We start from the raw sequence: 17,823 nt of genomic DNA, 5'->3' as shown, positions 1-17,823 counted from the left end.
GGACACCGCTGCGGCGGAAGCGGTCCCGGTCGACCGGCGGCGGCGCCGGGCCCTCGGGCTCGCCGCCGCCGCGGCCGCGCTCGCCGTCCTGGTCGTGCTCAGCCTCGTGTTCGGCTCCAAGCCGCTGCCGCTCGGCGACGTCGTCGAGGCCCTCGGCCGCGACAACGGCGACGCGCACGTCATCGTCGTCCAGCAGCGCCTCCCCCGCACCGTCCTCGCCGTCGTCGTCGGCCTCGCACTCGCGGTGGCCGGGGCGCTCATGCAGGGCCTCACCAGGAACCCCCTCGCCGACCCCGGGCTCCTCGGCGTCTCCGCGGGCGCGGCCCTCGGCGTGGTCCTCGCCGTGCGGGCGGTCCCGGCCGCGAGCGACCTGCTCCAGGTGTGGGCGGCGTTCCTCGGGGCCGTGGCGACCGCGTGCGCGGTGTTCCTCGTCGGCTCCATGGGCGGGCGCGGGCGCTCGCCCGTGACGCTCGTCCTCGGCGGCGTCGCCATCGGCGCCGTCCTCCAAGGCATCGCGTCCACAGTGGTGCTGCTGAACCAGTCGGCGTTCCTGACGATGCGGTCCTGGCAGGCCGGGTCGGTCGCCGACCTCGGCTGGCCCGCCCTCGCCGCCATCGCGCCCTTCGTCGGCGCCGGCCTCGTCCTCGCGGCCTACGCGGCGCGCGGCCTCAACGCCACCGCGCTCGGCGAGGACCTCGCGACCGCCCTCGGCGGCAGCCAGTGGCTCACGCGCATCGCCGTCGTCGGCGCCGTCACGCTCCTGTGCGGGTCCGCGACCGCCGCCGTCGGCGTCGTGTGGTTCCTCGGCATGATGGTCCCCCACATCGCCCGGTGGATCACCGGCCCCGACCAGCGGTGGATCCTCGCCTACAGCTGCCTGCTCGGGCCCTCGCTCATGGTCGCCGCCGACGTCCTCGGACGCGTCGTCGTCATCCCCGACGAGATCCCCGCCGGCGTCGTCACCGCCGTCATCGGCGCACCCGTGCTGATCTTCATGGTGCGCAGGAAGAAAGCGAGCGGCCTGTGAGACGCCACCTCGTGCTCCGCGTCGGCGGGCGCGCCTCGACCCGGACCCTCCTGCGGGCCTTCGCCGTCACCGCGGCCCTCGCCGTACTCACCGTCCTCGCCGCCGTCATCGCCCTCGGGCTCGGCGAGATGCGGATCTCCGCAGTGGACGTCGTGCGCGCGTTGGTAAGTGATGCCGGGACCGCGATCGAGACGGTCGTCGTCCAATGGCGGCTCCCGAGAGTGCTCCTGGGGGTCGTGTTCGGGGCCGCGCTCGGCCTCTCCGGCGCGGTCTTCCAGTCCCTCACCAGGAACCCGCTCGGCAGCCCCGACGTCATCGGCTTCGACTCCGGCGCCTACACCGGCGCGGTCGTGTCGATCATCGCCGTCGGCTCCACCGCCCTCGTCATCCCCTCGGCGCTCGCGGGCGGCATCGCGACCGCGCTCGCGGTCTACCTGCTCGCGTACCGGCGCGGCGTCCACGGCTTCCGGCTCATCGTCGTCGGCATCGCCGTCACCGCGCTCCTCGGCTCGGTCAACACGTACCTGCTGCTCAAAGCGAGACTGTGGCAGGCGCAGATGGCGTCGGTCTGGGGCGCGGGGAGCCTGAACGGCCTCGACTGGTCCGACGCGCGGAACGGGACGCTCGTCGTCCTCGCCCTGCTCGTGCCGCTGCTGTGGCTCGGACGGCGGCTGCGGATGCTCGAACTCGGCGACGACGCCGCCGCCGCGATGGGCGTCGCCGTCGAACCCGTCCGCCTCGCGCTCGTCGTCGTCGGCGTCTCGCTCAGCGCGGTCGTGACGGCCCTCGCCGGGCCGATCCCGTTCGTGGCGCTCGTGGCCCCGCAGCTGGCGCGCCGGATCACGCGCGCGCCGGGCGTGCAGCTCGTCCCCGCCGCCGTGACGGGCGCGTTCCTGCTCGTCACCTGCGACATGGTCGCCCTCAACGTCCCGCCGCAGGCGCTCCCGGTGGGGCTCATGACGATCATCCTCGGCGGCGCCTACCTCGTCTGGCTGCTCGTCGCGCAGTCACGGAAGGAATTGCGATGACCCTCGAAGCGTCCAAGGTGACCTTCGGCTACCGCGACCGGCCCGTCGGCACCGGCCTCGACCTGGCGATCGCGCCCGGCTCGTTCACCGCGATCGTCGGCCCCAACGCGTGCGGCAAGTCCACGCTCCTGCGGGTCCTCTCCCGGCTCCTCAAACCCACCGAAGGCGCAGTGCTCTTGGACGGCAAGGCGATCGCGCACCAGCCTTCGAAGCAGGTCGCCAAGCGGCTGGGCCTGCTTCCGCAGTCGTCCATCGCGCCCGACGGCATCACCGCGTCGGACCTGGTCGCCCGCGGCCGCTTCCCGCACCAGTCCGCGCTGCGCCAGTGGAGCCGCGCCGACGAGGCCGCCGTCAGGGACGCCATGGCGGCCACCGGGACCACCGACCTCGCCGACCGGCTCGTCGACGAGCTCTCCGGCGGCCAGCGCCAGAGGGTGTGGGTCGCGATGGTCCTCGCGCAGCAGACCGAGCTGCTCCTGCTCGACGAGCCGACCACGTTCCTCGACATCGCCCACCAGATCGAGCTGCTCGACATCTTCGCCGGGCTCAACGACGAGGGCCGCACGATCGTCGCCGTCCTCCACGACCTCAACCAGGCCGCCCGGTACGCCTCGCACATCGTGGCGATGCGCGACGGCGCGGTCTACGCCGAGGGCGCGCCCGCCGAGGTGATCACCGAGGCGACCGTGGAGGCCGTGTTCGACCTGCCGTGCAAGGTGGTCCCGGACCCGGTCTCGGGGACGCCGTTGGTGATCCCGCTGGGGCGGGCGCAGCGCCACCGCTGACGCGGCGGTCCTTGAGCGCGCTATACCTGTAAGGGGGCTCGCCCGGCCCGTGATTCCGTAGTGCTTGCAACATACTTTGCGCGCAAAGACTTCGCCCCTGAAGACTTTGCATCTCAAGGCTTTAAGAGCTTGTCTCAGTTGGCTTGAGCGGCAGTGTGAACGAGGCGAGGTTGCGTCTTCGTCACGGCTGGTGTGAGGCTGGGAAGAGCCGTTCGACTGCGGCGACGACGGCGGTGCGGCGGTCGTTTAGGAACTTGTCACGGTGGGTTGGGTTGTCGGGGTCGAAGTCGGTATATGCGGCCCAGGAAGCGGCGATCTGGTTGAGCAGCACCAGGATGTCGATGGGGTCCCAGGACGGGTCGAGGGTTCCGTCGCGCTGTGCTTGGCGTAGTCGTTCGAGCTTGCCTGCCATGGTCGCGCGGATCGGATCGTCGGGCGTCGCCTCGTCGGGGTCGAGTTCGAGGCGGCCCCACTGCATGAGCCGGTACCGCTCTGGGTGGGCGGTGTAGTAGTCGTGGAGGCGGCCCGCATAGCCGGGCAGGTCGGCCGGGTCCATGCGGGTGGCTTCGGCGATCGCGGTCAGCTCCTGCCCGGAGACCAGCCGGTAGAGGGCCTCCTTGCTCTTGAAGTAGGCATAGACGCGCTCCTTGCTGGTCTTCGCTGCCTTTGCGAGGCGGTCGATGCGGGCACCGGCGATCCCGTGGCGGGCAAATTCAGCGCGGGCGGCGGCCAGGATGCGGTCGCGCGTGGCTTCAGTGCTGGTCGTGGGCGGCATCGTTCCAGCGTACCCGCCCGAACCGAATGGTTTGACGATCGCGAGTTCCCGGAGTACCGTTCAAACCGAACCGTTTGGTTTGAAGAAGGGAACCTGATCATGCAACACCGCGCACTCGGCACCCAAGGCCTCACCGTCTCCGCGATCGGCTACGGCACTATGGGCCTGACCATGGCCTACGGCCCCGGCGACGAGGCTGAAGGCCGCGCCACCATCCGCCGCGCCCGCGAACTCGGCGTCGACTTCTTCGACACCGCCGAGCTCTACGGCTGGGGCACCGGCTCCAACGAGACCCTGCTGGGCGAAGCCGTCAAGGACTTCCGCGACGAGGTCGTCATCGCCACCAAGTTCGGCTTCGACCTGAGCGACGTCCAGAACGGCTTCGGCCTCAACTCACGGCCCGAGAACATCCGCAAGGTCGCCGACAACAGCCTCCGCTACCTCGGCACCGACCACCTCGACGTGCTCTACCAGCACCGCGTCGACCCCGACGTCCCCATCGAAGAGGTCGCCGGCACCGTCAAGGAACTCATCGACGCCGGGAAAGTCAAGTACTTCGGCCTCTCCGAAGCCGGACCCGAGACCATCCGCCGCGCCCACGCCGTCCAGCCCGTCTCGGTCCTCCAGACCGAGTACTCCCTATTCGAACGCGACGTCGAGCAGCTGTTCCCGGTGCTCGAGGAACTCGGCATCGGCTTCGTCGCCTACTCGCCGCTGGGCCGCGGGTTCATCACCGGCAACGCCAAGCCCGCCGGCTCCTACGACGAGACCGACATGCGCAACGTCGACCCCCGCTGGCAGAGCGGCAACTTCGAAAAGAACGTCGCCGCCGTCGACCGCCTCGGCGAACTCGCGAAGTCCAAGAGCGTCACGGTTCCGCAGCTGGCCCTGGCCTGGATCCTCCACCAGAAGGACTACATCGTCCCGATCCCCGGCTCCCGCGCCCGGTCCCGGGTCGAGGAGAACATCGGCGCAGCCGACGTCCAACTTACTGACGCCGATCTGGCCCAGATCAAGGAGATCCTGCCGACCGGCGGCTTCGGCGCCCGCTACGCCGACCTGCCCGAGTGGGTCTGAGGCACAAGAACCAAACCGCGGGCGTGACCGGACCAGTTCCGGTCACCCCGCGGCCTACGCCCCTATTTCACGGATGACAGGAACGTTGGACCAGTTCACCGCACGCCTTGCCCCCGACAGGCTCTGGGACATCACCGCGCCACTGATCCCTGCCCACACCAAACGGGCCCAAGGCGGCGGGATCGCCCGCCTTGACGACCGCCACGTGTTCGCCGCGATCGTCTATGTCCTGACCACCGGCTGCGCCTGGCGACACCTACCGCCTACCTTCGGTGTCTCCCACCAGACCGCGCACCGGCGCTTCACCGAATGGTCCGAGGCCGGGCTCTGGGCCAAGCTCCACCGGGCCATCCTCGACCAGCTCGGCGCGGCCGGGGCCGTCGACTGGTCACGGGCGATCATCGACGGCGCGAGCCTCCGCGCTAAAAAGGGGGATCACTGACCGGACCAAACCCGGTCGACCGCGGCAAACCGGGCTCGAAGATCCACATCCTCACCGACCGGAACGGGCTCCCGCTCGCCCTCGGCATCTCCGCCGCCAACCTCCACGACTCGCAGGCGTTCGAGCCACTGATCCAAGGCATCCCCAAAATCCGCTCACGGAGGGGCCCGCGCCGCCGCCGGCCCGCGAAACTCCACGCCGACAAGGCCTACGACATCCCCAACTGCCACCGCGCCCTGCGCGAACGAGGCATCGGCGACCGCATCGCCCGCCGCGGCATCGAACCCTCAAACCGTCTCGGCCGCCACCGATGGGCCGTCGAACGCACCATCGCCTGGCTCGGCGGCTACCGCCGACTCACCATCCGATACGAACGCCACGGACACCTCTTCGCCGCATTCCTCGCCCTCGCCGCAGCCATCACCTGTTACAAGAAACTCACCAACTGAGACGCGCTCTTAGGCCAACGACGGCAACCGCCAGAATAGTCAACATGGCCGCCCGTGCGACGGATGCGCGGCGTCGAGCAGGGCCAGGATCAGCTTGACCATGAGCGCCCGGACGCCCGTCTGCTGCCCGGCCGCGAAGCGCTGGTAGACCATAGGCCAGGACCCGTAAGCCTCGGGGACATCGCGCCAGGGGGCACCGACACGGACTCGCCGGGCCACGCCGCTGAACAGTACCCGGCGGGACCTGGTGATTGGGCGGCCGGTCGGTGCCGGGGCGGGGAACCACCCGCGCAGGCGTGCCCACTGCTTATCGGTCAGATCGCCGCGGCCTGCTAGCACGACAGCCGTATTTCGTTGCGTTGGAATGAGGTCCGGTGCAGGATGACCGGGTGAACGATCTGCGATGGAATGATGTGAGGGGCTTCTTCGATCCTGATCTGATGGGGGCGTTGCCTGATTTGCTGGTGCCTGGTGCCTCCGTTGAGGACTGGCAGGCGGTCCTCGACCTTGTCGAGGAGCGGGGATGGAAGCACCAGTACTCCGAAAGAACAGAGGCGCTTCCAGTGCCTCCTGCGGAAGTAGTGCTGGCACGTCCGGCCGACGCCGAGTCAGCGCAGCTGAGTGTCTGGCTGCATGCCGAAGTCCTGGCGATCTTCCGCTTCTACTCATCCGACGCGATCGACTTCGATGTCAACCTGCGGGAACTGCAAGGGCAAGACCGACTTGACCTGTTCTGCGAGTTCCTTTCCACCATTGGTCGGCGGCTGGCCAAGCCGGTACTGATGGACGCCGAAGGCGGCGACAACGCTCATCCCGTGCTCGGCTACGTGGTCGAGCACGATCGTGTGGTGCGCCTGGCGGAACCATTTGCCCGGTGTGACCGCCTGCCGGCGATAGCGCGGCTCATCGCCGCTGGTAGCGGGGTTGTCGGGCGCGGGTTTGGTGGCGGCGCCTCCAGTGGGCAGAGGCAACGGCGTGGGCGAGGGTACGAGCGGGGTGGAGGATCACCGCCAGGAGACGGCGGATCTCGGGGACTGTGAGGTTGCCCAGCTCGCGTAGGCTTTTGGGTCAGTCGCGGCGGTAACAGCGAGGAAGGCATGGGCGAGCATGGCCATGGTGATGTGCCGATACCAGCCGTCCCACCTTCGGACCTGGTAGTGGTCGAGCCCGCATTCACCGTTGGCTGCTAGGAAGCACTCCTCGATCGCCCACCGGACCCCGGCAACGCGGACAATCTCGGCCCCGCTCGACGGAATCGAAGTGGAAGCACAGGTAGTAGGCGATGTCGGCAGGGTTGTCTATCGAGCGCCGGGCCAGGAGAGTCCGCACGAACCCGGGCGGGAGGTCGCCGTCAGAGGGGACGGTGGCCTAGGCCCAGTCGTACTCGCGCTCACCACGAACACCAGGACCGGTCGACACACGGTGCCACGCCTCTTCTGGGGCGCGGGCGATGAGGGTGTCGACGCGACGCTTGCCGTCCAGGTCGGTCACGGTCTGCTTCACCGGAACCTCGACCGCATAGGGCATTCGGCGGGACTCGAGAAAGGTCCGGAACTTGCCGTCCCTGCCGTAGGCCGCGTCGGCGGCGACCCATCCGGCCTCGACACCGGCCGCCAGGACCCGGCCGATCATGGCCTCGGCCAGCCGCGGCTTGGTTAGCACGCCCTGGGCGACGCGATCGGCCGGGATTCCGGCATCCTGACACCGCTCGGCATCGCCGATCCATGACTCGGGCAGGTAGAGCTCGCGGTCGATCAAGGCGCGACCGGCCTCGCCGGCATAGGCGAGGAAGACACCCAGCTGCGAGTTCTCCACTCGGCCAGCGGTCCCTGAGTACTGCCGCTGGACCCCGGCCGACCGGCGGCCCTTCTTGACGAACCCGGTCTCGTCGACCACGAGCACCCCGCCGGGGCTCGAGAGGTTCGCTGTCACATAGGCCCGGAGCTGGTCGCGCACCTGGCCGGCCGACCACACCACTCGTCCCAGGAAGTGCTGCACCCGCCACGGATCCGCCAGCCCGGCCGCTTCGACCAGCTGCCGGGAGTTCTTCCGCTCCACCGGCGCCAGCAACCCCACCAGGTAGGAACGAGCCCTCCGGCGCAGTTCAATCCGCCCGAACAGGCCCGCGATCAGCGCGAACACATCATCCAGGCTCGCCTTCCAGGCTGAAACATCCTCTGCCGCAACATCATCCACCATCTCAGAAATGCTAGATCACTTGCAGTACAACGAAATACAGCTCTCGCGCTAATAGGCCCAGCCCTCGCCGATGACAAATCTCAAGCACCCTTCACGGTGGTGAATCTCAATTCACCACCCCTCAGACGTTACGATCCTCGCCTAGGACAATCTCCCGCACCACGGTCTGCTCGGTGACGGCGTTGCAGTTCTCGACGGAATTGCGATCCTCGCCCGAGCCCGAGGTCGGGCTCCAGCTCCGCTGGGTCCGACTGCGGTCACAGTGTTCTGTCGGTGGCTCCGGGTAGCGTCGGCTCCGAGTCACAGTACACGGATGAGGAGCTGAACATGAACGTGACCGACGCATTCCGGGCGTTCCAGTCCACGGTCAACGTCGACATGGACGAGGTGAAGGAGGCCCGCAGGCGGCGGGACCTCTTCAAGGAAGCCTTCGACGCAGAGCCCGACGTCGTTGAAGTCGTTCCGTCGGGCTCGCTGGCCCGGGGCACTCATAAGGACCCGATCCACGATGTCGATGTGGTCCTGGTGTTCGACAGCGACCTGCACCCCGGATGGGGAAAGCCGGGCGCCTCGGCCGAGGACGCTCTGGACTACACGCGGGATCGGATCAACAAACTCCTGGGAGCGACGAACGGCAGCCACGAGCAGGTCGTCCGGCTCGCGAGGTGGCGCAACCACGCGGTCAAGTGCTTTTTCGACGACAAGGACGATCCGGACGCGTTCACCGTCGACGCTATGCCCGCTCTACGCGGGGACGGAGGCCTGCTGGTTCCGGAGGCACTCTCGGAGGACTGGATCCTCTGCGACCCGGAGTCCCTGATCGCCAAGGTGTCCGCGAAGCATAAGGAGTGGAACAAGTTCGCCGGGTCGGTCCGGATGCTGAAGTGGTGGGCGTCGGAGCAGCGGATGAAGATCAAGTCGCTCGTCATGGAGGTCCTCGCACTCCAGCACCTTCCCACCGAGGGCTCCCAAGCTGCCGCGATCAAGGAGTTCTTCGTCAGCGCCGCGTACTTCATCGAAGGCGGCAGCGAAGTCGTCGACCCGGCGGGGCTGTGCGGGCCGATCCAGACCGACCTCGACTACGAGACGTTCGCAGACCGTCTTCGCACTGCAGGAGACCGTGCGGCCCTGGCGGTTCAAGCGCAGGCCGACGGCCACTCCGCGTATGCGGTCCGGAAGTGGGGCGAGGTGTTCGGCTCCGCATTCCCGCAACTGCCCGAGTCGGACGGTCACAGCACTGCGGCGGCCGCAGCGACTGCACCGCGTCCGTTGAGGGACACGCCGCAGGGATGACCGACATGCGCGCTCACGGGGCCAAGGAGCATGCGCAGGCGGCTGTTCCACTGATGTGGACTGAAACCGAGCCGTCGAGGTTGCGGCGCGACCTCACTGAGATCGCAGCGTTCGCGCCCGGTTTGGAATACCGTGCACCGTCAGAGGAGGGCGCCCTCCCGCTCCCCCATGGCGGCTGGATCGGTCACCTTCCGGCATGGCCGTTCGACCGGCCGCAGCCCGACGGGCTCGGAGTGCTCCTCGCGGACTACACGCCCCGATTCGCGGTGAAGTACCCTGCGGCGTACCCGATGATCGCCCCGCTCGTCTGCCCATTCAATCCTGAACCCACCGTCTGGGAGCGGACCCAGCACGCCTGGCACGTCTCCCCTGACGGGTCCCTCTGCCTGTTGCGAAGCGACGGTGCCTGGCAGCCCGAGGCGAGCGTCACTGAACTGCTGCTCAAGGCGGCGGGATGGCGGATCGAGTACATCCTGATGAAGCTGGAGGCCATTGAGCAGATGACCGAGAACGGGATCGTCTCAGACGCCTGCCTCGACCCCCTCATCGAGCAGATCACACTCGAACGGAACCCAGAAGGCACACAGGAGACCGCTGATGCCGACTGACCGGACTCTGCCCCATGTCGCCCTGACCCGTGATGCAGCCGAGAAGATCAGCAGTTCGCCAATGACGTCAGGCGATCTGGTCTTTCGCTTCGCACCGTCGGAGCGCCTCTACATCGCGGAGACCGTCGAGACCAAGCCGGATCTGCGCATGCAGGTCACCATCCCCCGCGAGTTCACCGCGCTCCGCTGGGGCGACTCCGATCACCACGGTCAGTGGATCCGTGACCCCTCCCCCGATATCAACCTCCACCATCTGATCCTGCTTCAGCGCCCCGGAGTCCGTCTCCCGTTCGATGCCTTCCGCAAGCTCGTGCGCGGCGTCGAGCATCCTGGGAGAAACCACGGCCTGCTCATCACGCACGAGCCCGGACTCACTGAAGACGAGCGGCTGATCGGAGCGAGCGAGTTCGCAGGATGGCTCGTGCACCGCAGCGGCGTCCTACCGATCAGGCTCGACATCGAACCTGAAGTCGTCGGCATCCAGCAGCTCGCCGGGCGATGGCCGGTGGAGTTGCTCGCCGGGCATTCGGTGATGCTGGTCGGCTGCGGCAGCATCGGCGGCGCCGCAGCGGAGGCGCTCGCCGGCTCCGGTCTCGGCCGCGTTGAACTCGTCGACCCCGACCGCTTCCTCTGGCACAACACCATCCGCCATGTGCTCGGGCCCGAAAGCGTCGGACGCCGGAAGGTCGACGCGCTCAAGAGCCACCTTGAGCGCCGCTGGCCCGATCAGAACGCGAACGCGCATCCTTTGGACATCGTTGAGGACGCCCACCTCCTCCGGCCGCTGTTCGATCGGGTGGACCTCGTGCTCTGCGCGGCGGACGGAATCGCACCGCGGCGAGTCGTCAGCCACCTCGCCCGCCGTGCCGCCAAGCCCGCCGTGCTTGCCTGCGTCCTCGACAGCGGCGCCCTCGGGGAAGTGATCCGGCTCCGTCCCACCCCTCGATTCGGTTGTCTCCTGTGCCTTCGGCAGGATCTCGTCGACCAGGGCGCGATGGATGCCGAGGCCGATCAGGAACTTGGCTACGGAGCCGGGCTGTCTCACCTGCCGATGACCGCCGTCCCGCCCGACCTCCGGTACATTGGCACCCTTGCCGCAAAGGTCGCCGTGGCGACTCTCCTGGAATCTCTCCACGGCGACCGCACGCAGCGGCTTCCCGGTGAACACGCCGTCGTCGGCCTCAACCCCGTTCACGAACACGGGCCCCCGTTTAACCTGGAGCATGCGGGCGAGATCCGATGGCGGTCACTTCCTCCGCCTCGACCTGCATGTCCCACTTGCGGTCCCGCATGAGAGGCGGGCAGCTCGCCCGAGCAGCCCGCAACGGCCCGGTCGGAAAGGATCCGCATGGACATCGGTACTACCACCATTGATCCGGCCGGTCCGATCTTCATCTCCTATCGACACAGCGACGGCAGCGCGATCGCGGAGGAGCTCGCGTGGCTGTTGCGCACTACTGGGATCCCGGTCTGGCGCGACCGCGAGGACCTGTCACCGGGCGACACAAACGAGCGGCTCATTGAAGCAATCGACGACGGCATCTCCGGCGGCGTCCTGGTCGTCACCCCAGAAGTCGGGCACAGCCCGATCATCAAGATGCTCGAAGCGCCGCACCTGCTCGGACTGCATCAGGCGCACTCCCGGTTCTCACTCGGCATCGCCAATGCCGTCGAGAACAAGGACGGCGGGCTCGACCATCACGCGCCGGACCGCCTCCTGGAATTTGAACCGGGAACCCTTCGCGTTGTCGACCAGCAGGCCACCGATCGTCAAGGACTCGAAAACCTTGTGCAACGTCTGCTGTGGCGCCGGATCGCCCATCAGCGACCGATTGTCGCAGCGCAGGGCAGCACCTTCAGCCTATCGGTGCAGACCAGGAACACGCCGCAGGTCTTCGACCGCACCACCCACCAGCTCGATATTCGCATCCGTCCTTCCGTGCACGAACGGCTTCCCGATCCGGACGGCCTGCGCGACCTGCAATCAACCCTCGGTTCCCTGCCGAACGCTGTGACGCAGTCGGGCGCGCACCGCGTCCGCATCCACGGAGGAGCGCACCTCTCCGTCGCCTTCACGCTCGGGGCCGCCCTCCCCTCCACCCGGATCGGCGAGATCGAGGTGGTCGACCAACGACACAAGTCGTGGACAGGACGTGGAGAAGCCCGGCACGCCCCCACTTCCCTCGTCCGAGTCGCGGCAGAAGGCTTCGTTCACTCCGAACCTGCCGCACGTCCCGCAGTAGCGGTTTACCTGGATCTGCTCCCGCAACCCAGCAACGCCGCCTTCGAGCGGTTCCTCGATGAACAGGGTTCCACCTTCCGAGCCTGGAGGCACCTGACCAGTACGAGCAGCGAACTCTTGGACCCGAAGGACGCGGGCACCATCGCAGCCGAGGCCGCCGCGCACATCCGAATGATCGCGAACGAGAACGGCAACGCCGAGGTCCACCTGCTTCTGCGATGTCCCTTCCCGATCGCAGTCCTGACAGGACGACTGCTCAACACCATCAGATGCGTGATCTACGAATGGAACGACTCAGTGCCCGTTTCCGGCAAGGATTTTCGTCCCATGTATCTTCCCACGCTGCGGGTCCGGACTTCCGCCGCGAACGGTCCCGTCGAAGAGGTGGTCGATTCTCCACCTGCGCGCGGATCAGCCGGACTGTGATCGAACCAGGACTCCCACCACGGCATCCACGGCCTTATCCAATTTCCCTCAGTACGACGGCATGACTCGAAGCCACATAGAAGGGGAGCTCGCCTTCTGCAATGAGTCGCCCGTCTTCACCCGTACGGTGGCCGAGGAGCTGGTAGTCGAGTCGGAGACGCTGGTTCTGCCCCCGGAGATCGGCCATTTCCGACCACGCCCATTCACATCTGCGGCACTCGCTCTCAGGCTGCGCCTGCAAACGCTGAACCTCCGCCTTCAATAGCCGGACCTCCTCCCGACACTCAGCTTCGTGCCTGTCGCCGTTTCTCGACTTCTCATCGCCAAGGCGGCCACGCTCCTCACGGATCCGCTCGCCCTCCTCGGCACCCACAAGGAATCCGATCGGCTTGCCGAACTTGGTAACCGCGACCATGCCATGGGTTTCCGCCAGGTCAAAGCAGTACTCGCTGTTTCTCAGATCTGATGCCTTCAGAATGATTTCGCTCATGGAGAAGATTGTGGACGTTCAAGCAGGCAACCTCAAGCGACACGCAGTGCGCGGTGACAGTCGCCCCACCCGCCTACCGCCACCGACCCGGTAAAGCATCGGTCGGCGGCGAACTCGGACGAATTCGTCGGGATCGGCGAAGGGCTGCCGAGCTGGGTGACCATCGACTGCCTAAAGGAGCGGAGGACGGAGAGGCGTGCGAGCATCGGCACTTCCGGCCACCCGCACTTCCTCAAGCACGCCCTCCGCTTCACCAACCACCTCACCCGCCACTACGCCGACCACCCCGCGCCCGCCGCCTTCGGCATCGACAACGAACCCGGCGACGGCTAATTCGGGACGAATCATCTTCGGGTCCGGGCGGTGCGGATGGCAGGGAGGTAGGCCGCTGCGAATGCCGGTGCGCACACGACCAAGGTCAAGAATTCAGCGGTCTTCCAGGTGGTGAACAACGCCGAAGCCGCCCACCAGAACACGACCCCGAAGACCAGAAGCATCGCAATACCACCGCTCCACCGAATCACGGGCCCGAAGTTCACGACATGCCCCTCGGCCGCCCGGCGGTTGAGCACGAGGGTTGAGCTCACCGAGACGATTGTGTAAGCGATGGCGTTGACCAGCATCAGCACTGCGGCCAGGTGTTCAGGGGGCACGAGCGCGAAGGCGCCGAGGCAAAGCGCAACTCTAAGGATGGTCGACCAGATCATGATCTGTGCTGGGGTTCGGGCGTCGCCGATTGCGAGGAAGGTGAAGAGCTGAAGCTGTGAGATCGAGTATGGGATCAGGGCCAGTCCTGCGGCGGCGATGACGGGGGCAGTTGCCAGAGCTGCGGCGTGGGTGTAGTCGCCCCATTCGAAGAGGACCACTGCGATGGGTTCTGCCAGCGCGATCATTGCGGCGACGGCTGGTGCCGTGAGCATGAGGAGGAGCCGTAGCCCGCGTCGGTACTGGTTCGCGGTCGACGCCGAGTCTGGTTGGTTGGGTTTGGAGAGTTCGGGTGTGAGTGCGGTGATGACGGGTAGGGCGAGGATGCCGTAGGCCATCATGAGCAGGACCCAGGCGTTGTTGTAGATCAGCGGGCCGGGACCGCCTTCGGCGGCGGCGGCTCGGATGAGTCCGAGGATGACCAGGAGGCCGAGTTGGCCGGCGGTGACGTAGGCGGTGACCCACAGGACCGTCGTTGAGAGGCTGCGGAGTCCGAATCCTCGCAGGCTCGGTTTCCATCGCCAGGGCACGCCCGCTTTTCGCATGGCGGGGATGAGGATCATCGCTTGGAGTGCAGCGCCGATCAATGTGGCACCACCCAACAGCATCATGCGGAGGTCCCCGAAGTCATCGGCGGGGAAGGCGATGAGGACCAGTGCTGCGGTGATGAGGGTGAGGTTGTTGCAGGCCGGGGACCAGGCGGGGAGTGTGAAGGTGCCGCGTGCGTTGAGGATCGCGGTGGCGACGGCTCCGATGCCGTAGAAGAACACGGCGGGCACGGTGAACATCGCGAAGGCGGTGGTCAGGTTCGCGCTCTCGCCGTGAGTTGCGGAGCCGCCGAGGAGGGGGATCAGCAGCGGTACGGCTGTGGTTGTAACGAGGGCAACGAGGCCGAAGGCGATGGCGGCGAAGCTGAGGAGTCGTTGGGCGAACTCGCGTCCGCCGTCCCGGTGGTTGGTCTTGGCCTGGTTGAGGAGGGGAACGAGGACTGCGGTGCCGATGCCGCCGAGGAGGATCTCGTAGACGATGCCGGGGAGCATGACGGCGGTGGTGTAGGCGTCGCCGACCAGTCCCGCCCCGAGGGCGGCGCCGATGGCGGCGGTGCGGATGAATCCGGTGATGCGGCTGGAGAGTGCGCCGACGGCGATGAGTGAGCTTCGGCCGAGCAGGGTTCTCGCACTTGTCATGCGATCGGGACGACCTGCCCAGTCAGGAGCCGGTCGATCCGAGCAGAGGCGGCCGTCGCTTGGTGGTTCCCGGTGGGAAGTGCCTCGCGCAGGATGCGGAGTTCTCTGCGGATGCGGGTGGACCGAACGAGCTGGAGGTCGCTGACCGCTTGCCCTGCAAGCGAAATGCCTTCAGCGGATTCTCCGGCGGCACAAGAGATCGAGGCTTGTCGCAGTCGGCAGAGGGTAGCCGATCTGCCTCGTGAGCTGCCGAGCGTGCTGCTTGCCACGGCGAGGTGTTCGAGGGCGGTGGAGGCTGCCAGTGCGTGCCGGTTCTGCTGGTAGCTGAGGTAGGCGGCGAATCCGGTTGAGGCCATGAGGGTCTGGGGTCCGCGGAAGGCGGGGAGCCAGACGGGTGCGTCGTCCGGGATCTCGCTGTCGATGGCGCGTTCGTAGGCGAGGTCGATGTAGCGCAGGGTCTCGTTGAGTTCGCCGAGCTGTCCGTACGCTTCGGCAGTCACACCGAGGAGTGCCGCCTTGAGTTGGTCGACGATCGAGTCGTCGGCGAGGGCGAGTTCGGCGCAGGCCAGGGCTTCGGAGGGCTTTCCGAGGAAGACCGCCTGTCCGGCCATGTCGCAGAGAGCCTGAGCGGTCAAGTTGCGGTCGTCAGCCTCTGCGGCGAGGCGGACGCCGAGGCCGAACATGCGGGTCGCCTGGTCATGGAGTCCGAGGTCGAATGCGGTCCAGCCGGTCCGGTCGGCGAGGTAGCCGGCGGCCGAGGCGAGGCGTTTGCGGAGGGCTTCGGATCGGGTCTGCTCGATCAGGCCGGTGGCCCAGGTCAGCAGCGATTGGCCTTCGCTGATGAGGGCGTGGCCGCCGCCGCGCAGGTCTCGGGAGGTGAGCACGAGCGCGGCCTGCTCAAGTTCCTCGGCGTCGAACTCGCTGACCATGCTCGGGGCCGCGACTGGGCCGGTGACGCTTTCGATCTCATCGGCCAGAGGGGTGCCAGCGCCGACGCCGGTCGTGGTCGCCACGAATCCGCGGAGGAGCGTACGTCGTCTCATCTCGGCCTCGTCAATGTCGTCGTCAGCAGGTACGGAGCCTGCGGCGTTGGTCGTGACTCCGATCGGCAGCGACCACCCTAGCGCGCGGTGGTAGGCGAGCACGATCCCTGGAGTCAGCGGCCTGATACCGCGCTCGACTCGCGACAGGTGGCTCTTCGACTTGCCGGTGATGCGGGCGAGGATGTCCAGCCCGATTCCAGCTTCGATTCGCGCGGCGCGAAGCCGGGCTCCATCTGCATCGTCCATGACGGCCTCCCATGAGTGCCACGTTGCGGAACGTCCATTTTGAGTTGCCGCAACGGCGCAACGGTGACAGCCGGTGTGTCCCCGCTCATTCTAGTTTCCAGCGGTGCATGTCGCATCGCCCGAAAGCAGCGGACCGCCACCGGAGACTCACGATCCCGGCGGCCCGCATCACCAGAACGAGATGGAAGGCGAACTGGTGACATGCAGACGATAACTCAACCCGCGGAGCGGGAACCTGGAGGCGCGTCATGAACGGAAGCGGAGGGACCGACCTCCTCGGTGACGCCTTGCCGCTTGAAGCGGCAGAGATCGACGGGCGCCTGCTGACGTTCGTGTGGTTCCACCTCAGCGGCGTCGACCGGTTGACGGTGACCTCGCGGGGAGAACGTGTCGGGGTGGTGGAGCATCTCGAGACCAGGGAGCCTCGGCTGATCCCGGACTCGGACTGGGCGAAATGGCTGAACACAGAGGACCATGCTGCCCGAGTCCTCGCCCGCGCGACGCTCCAGTGGCAGCACCGTGGCGAGATCGTGGCCGACCGCGCACTGCGGGACGGTGGGCAACTCGCTGAACCGGATTCAGCACGCTGACTTCACTCTCGAGGGCCGCCGTGGGTGGACGGCGGCCCTCACTTCCGGACTCCATTTCCAAGGCCCTCATTGATCGAACGGAGATCCAGCCATGATCGAAGCGCTCGTCACCGGAACGTTCACGCACGAGGAACTCGCTGCGCTCAAGCGCGACTTCGCCGACGTCTACCGGGATGCCCCGGTTCTTGTTACGGGGGCGGACGGGTTCCTCGGTTCGCACCTGACCGAGGCGCTGCTCGAACTCGGCGCCGACGTCCACGTTCTCGTCCGTCCTCGCGCCCACCGGCAGCTCTACCACCTCGAACACCGGCGGAGCCGTTTCACGCTCCACTGGTGCGACTTGACCGACCGGCTCGCCGTCGATCAGACCGTCCGAGCGTTCACTGATGCCGAGCGGCCGGTCTTCGTGTTCAACTTCGCGGCGTTCAGTCACGTGGGCTACTCCTGGCATCTCCCCCAGGCCGTCTTCAACGCCAACGTCATCGGCACGCTCAACCTCCTCCAGTCCCTGGTCGACCACCGCATCGAGCTGGCCTGCTTCGACCAGGTCGGCACCTCTGAGGAGTACGGCAACGCCCACGGACTCCGGCACAGTGACGACCTCGGCGAAGTCGTCTTCGACGAGAGTTCACCGCTCGACCCGCAGTCGATTTACGGCACCTCGAAAGTCGCCCAGGACTTCCTGGCCCGTAACTTCCACGCCGCCTATGGCCTCCCGGTCGTCGTGGTCCGCATGTTCAACCACTTCGGCCCCCGCCAGTCCCTGGAGTTCATCACCGGCGAGATCATCCGCCAGGCGTTCCTCAATGAGCGCATCGTCCTCGGCGACCTCCGGCCCCGGCGCGACTTCACCTTCTTCGTCGACGGGATTCGCGCCCACCTCGCCCTGGCCGCGCACGGCAAGGCCGGCGAGGTCTACACCTATGGCAACGGCAAAAGCATCACCATGCGGGACTGGGCGCAGCTCATCATCGACCTCGGCGGGCAGGCCGGGCACTGGGGCGCTCGAACGCTGCTGTCGGATACTGACCGGTTCCGTCCTGGCGACTCCGAAGTCCTCGCGCTGCGAGTGGACGCGTCCAAGATCCGCGACGCGGTCGGCTGGGAACCAACCGTCTCCTGGGAGGCGGGCTTGAACCGCACCATCGCCTACGCCACCGAAACCCTGCTCACCCGGTAGCCCGCCAACGGCGCCGTTGATCGAAGGATGC

Annotated in this window: 18 protein-coding genes and 1 pseudogene; 13 read left to right on the top strand and 6 right to left on the bottom strand. The window is 67.3% G+C overall.

What is annotated here, in order from left to right:
• The 3 genes from DI269_RS25055 to DI269_RS25045 form a co-directional block, all read left to right on the top strand.
• Positions 1-1,027 (top strand): FecCD family ABC transporter permease (locus tag DI269_RS25055; RefSeq protein WP_332871993.1); only part of this gene is annotated, 1,027 nt, incomplete at its 5' end.
• A complete protein-coding gene (locus tag DI269_RS25050) occupies positions 1,024-2,055 on the top strand; it encodes a FecCD family ABC transporter permease (protein ID WP_112141093.1) in 1,032 nt (343 codons plus the stop codon). The genes DI269_RS25055 and DI269_RS25050, both read left to right, overlap by 4 nt.
• Positions 2,052-2,840, top strand: coding sequence for an ABC transporter ATP-binding protein (locus tag DI269_RS25045; RefSeq protein WP_112141091.1), 789 nt, complete (start codon positions 2,052-2,054; stop codon positions 2,838-2,840). The genes DI269_RS25050 and DI269_RS25045 overlap by 4 nt, the downstream gene beginning before the upstream one ends.
• Positions 2,841-3,021: 181 nt before the next feature.
• Here the strand turns inward: DI269_RS25045 and DI269_RS25040 are convergent, their stop codons facing one another.
• Complete coding sequence (locus DI269_RS25040; RefSeq protein ID WP_112141089.1) at positions 3,022-3,615, bottom strand: TetR family transcriptional regulator; 594 nt, start codon at positions 3,613-3,615, stop codon at positions 3,022-3,024.
• A 99-nt stretch (positions 3,616-3,714) separates the two neighbouring features.
• Here DI269_RS25040 and DI269_RS25035 point away from each other — a divergent pair, with 99 nt between their 5' ends.
• Entirely contained in the window at positions 3,715-4,692 is a 978-nt protein-coding gene (locus DI269_RS25035) for an aldo/keto reductase (protein ID WP_112141087.1), read from the top strand.
• Between the two features lie 73 nt (positions 4,693-4,765).
• Positions 4,766-5,583, top strand: a protein-coding gene (locus tag DI269_RS25030; RefSeq protein ID WP_112141085.1) for an IS5 family transposase whose coding sequence is annotated in 2 segments (ribosomal slippage) — positions 4,766-5,117 and positions 5,117-5,583 — 819 coding nt in all. Because the reading frame shifts where the segments join, the coding sequence is not laid out codon by codon here.
• Between the two features lie 39 nt (positions 5,584-5,622).
• Here DI269_RS25030 and DI269_RS27330 read toward each other — a convergent pair.
• Positions 5,623-5,922 carry a transposase gene (locus DI269_RS27330; protein ID WP_157975196.1) on the bottom strand — a complete coding sequence of 100 codons (300 nt, stop codon included), beginning with the start codon at positions 5,920-5,922 and terminating at the stop codon, positions 5,623-5,625.
• 50 nt (positions 5,923-5,972) lie between these two features.
• Here DI269_RS27330 and DI269_RS25020 point away from each other — a divergent pair, with 50 nt between their 5' ends.
• Positions 5,973-6,623 (top strand): hypothetical protein, encoded by a 651-nt coding sequence (locus DI269_RS25020; protein ID WP_198667736.1) that lies wholly within the window; start codon positions 5,973-5,975, stop codon positions 6,621-6,623.
• Here DI269_RS25020 and DI269_RS25015 read toward each other — a convergent pair.
• Positions 6,588-7,782: pseudogene (locus DI269_RS25015) on the bottom strand (IS701 family transposase). The gene DI269_RS25020 and the pseudogene DI269_RS25015 sit on opposite strands and share 36 nt — an antisense overlap.
• A 327-nt stretch (positions 7,783-8,109) precedes the next feature.
• Between DI269_RS25015 and DI269_RS25010 the strand changes: the two are divergent.
• From DI269_RS25010 to DI269_RS24995, 4 genes are read left to right on the top strand one after another with little or no spacing between them, the layout of a single operon-like run.
• Positions 8,110-9,075 carry an SMODS domain-containing nucleotidyltransferase gene (locus tag DI269_RS25010; protein WP_112141081.1) on the top strand — a complete coding sequence of 322 codons (966 nt, stop codon included), beginning with the start codon at positions 8,110-8,112 and terminating at the stop codon, positions 9,073-9,075.
• Positions 9,072-9,683 carry a hypothetical protein gene (locus tag DI269_RS25005; protein WP_198667735.1) on the top strand — a complete coding sequence of 204 codons (612 nt, stop codon included), beginning with the start codon at positions 9,072-9,074 and terminating at the stop codon, positions 9,681-9,683. The genes DI269_RS25010 and DI269_RS25005 overlap by 4 nt, the downstream gene beginning before the upstream one ends.
• Positions 9,673-10,977, top strand: coding sequence for a ThiF family adenylyltransferase (locus DI269_RS25000; RefSeq protein WP_112141080.1), 1,305 nt, complete (start codon positions 9,673-9,675; stop codon positions 10,975-10,977). Before DI269_RS25005 ends, DI269_RS25000 begins: the two co-directional genes overlap by 11 nt.
• Before the next feature lie 54 nt (positions 10,978-11,031).
• The gene (locus tag DI269_RS24995; protein WP_112141078.1) at positions 11,032-12,351 is read left to right on the top strand and encodes an SAVED domain-containing protein; all 1,320 of its coding nucleotides are present in this window, start codon (positions 11,032-11,034) and stop codon (positions 12,349-12,351) included.
• 34 nt (positions 12,352-12,385) lie between these two features.
• On the opposite strand, the gene DI269_RS24990 is transcribed toward DI269_RS24995, so the two are convergent.
• The gene (locus tag DI269_RS24990; RefSeq protein ID WP_112141076.1) at positions 12,386-12,841 is read right to left on the bottom strand and encodes a hypothetical protein; all 456 of its coding nucleotides are present in this window, start codon (positions 12,839-12,841) and stop codon (positions 12,386-12,388) included.
• A 156-nt stretch (positions 12,842-12,997) separates the two neighbouring features.
• Between DI269_RS24990 and DI269_RS24985 the strand changes: the two genes are divergently transcribed.
• Positions 12,998-13,174, top strand: coding sequence for a beta-galactosidase (locus DI269_RS24985; RefSeq protein WP_157975195.1), 177 nt, complete (start codon positions 12,998-13,000; stop codon positions 13,172-13,174).
• Positions 13,175-13,185: 11 nt separating this feature from the next.
• On the opposite strand, the gene murJ is transcribed toward DI269_RS24985, so the two are convergent.
• The gene (gene murJ / locus DI269_RS24980) at positions 13,186-14,733 is read right to left on the bottom strand and encodes a murein biosynthesis integral membrane protein MurJ (RefSeq protein ID WP_112141072.1); all 1,548 of its coding nucleotides are present in this window, start codon (positions 14,731-14,733) and stop codon (positions 13,186-13,188) included.
• On the bottom strand, positions 14,730-16,022 hold the full coding sequence (locus tag DI269_RS24975) for a helix-turn-helix domain-containing protein (protein WP_112141070.1): 1,293 nt from the start codon (positions 16,020-16,022) through the stop codon (positions 14,730-14,732). The genes murJ and DI269_RS24975 overlap by 4 nt, the downstream gene beginning before the upstream one ends.
• 248 nt (positions 16,023-16,270) lie before the next feature.
• Between DI269_RS24975 and DI269_RS24970 the strand changes: the two genes are divergently transcribed.
• Complete coding sequence (locus tag DI269_RS24970) at positions 16,271-16,612, top strand: hypothetical protein (RefSeq protein ID WP_112141068.1); 342 nt, start codon at positions 16,271-16,273, stop codon at positions 16,610-16,612.
• 91 nt (positions 16,613-16,703) lie between these two features.
• Positions 16,704-17,792, top strand: a complete 1,089-nt coding sequence (locus DI269_RS24965; protein WP_112141066.1) for a GDP-mannose 4,6-dehydratase — start codon at positions 16,704-16,706, stop codon at positions 17,790-17,792.
• The last annotated feature ends 31 nt before the right edge of the window (positions 17,793-17,823 follow it).

It is taken from the genome of Glycomyces dulcitolivorans, from assembly GCF_003265355.1.
Lineage (GTDB): Bacteria > Actinomycetota > Actinomycetes > Mycobacteriales > Micromonosporaceae > Glycomyces > Glycomyces dulcitolivorans.
This window is presented reverse-complemented; position numbering and strand designations above follow the sequence as displayed.

Bases quoted from the DNA above. Each gene is read 5' to 3' on its own strand.
- DI269_RS25005 (WP_198667735.1), top strand. From the start codon at position 9,072: ATGACCGACATGCGCGCTCACGGGGCCAAGGAGCATGCGCAGGCGGCT.
- DI269_RS25010 (WP_112141081.1), top strand. From the start codon at position 8,110: ATGAACGTGACCGACGCATTCCGGGCGTTCCAGTCCACGGTCAACGTC.
- DI269_RS25045 (WP_112141091.1), top strand. From the start codon at position 2,052: ATGACCCTCGAAGCGTCCAAGGTGACCTTCGGCTACCGCGACCGGCCC.
- DI269_RS24975 (WP_112141070.1), bottom strand. From the start codon at position 16,022: ATGGACGATGCAGATGGAGCCCGGCTTCGCGCCGCGCGAATCGAAGCT.
- murJ (WP_112141072.1), bottom strand. From the start codon at position 14,733: ATGACAAGTGCGAGAACCCTGCTCGGCCGAAGCTCACTCATCGCCGTC.
- DI269_RS25040 (WP_112141089.1), bottom strand. From the start codon at position 3,615: ATGCCGCCCACGACCAGCACTGAAGCCACGCGCGACCGCATCCTGGCC.
- DI269_RS25000 (WP_112141080.1), top strand. From the start codon at position 9,673: ATGCCGACTGACCGGACTCTGCCCCATGTCGCCCTGACCCGTGATGCA.
- DI269_RS24995 (WP_112141078.1), top strand. From the start codon at position 11,032: ATGGACATCGGTACTACCACCATTGATCCGGCCGGTCCGATCTTCATC.
- DI269_RS24965 (WP_112141066.1), top strand. From the start codon at position 16,704: ATGATCGAAGCGCTCGTCACCGGAACGTTCACGCACGAGGAACTCGCT.
- DI269_RS24970 (WP_112141068.1), top strand. From the start codon at position 16,271: ATGAACGGAAGCGGAGGGACCGACCTCCTCGGTGACGCCTTGCCGCTT.
- DI269_RS24990 (WP_112141076.1), bottom strand. From the start codon at position 12,841: ATGAGCGAAATCATTCTGAAGGCATCAGATCTGAGAAACAGCGAGTAC.
- DI269_RS25035 (WP_112141087.1), top strand. From the start codon at position 3,715: ATGCAACACCGCGCACTCGGCACCCAAGGCCTCACCGTCTCCGCGATC.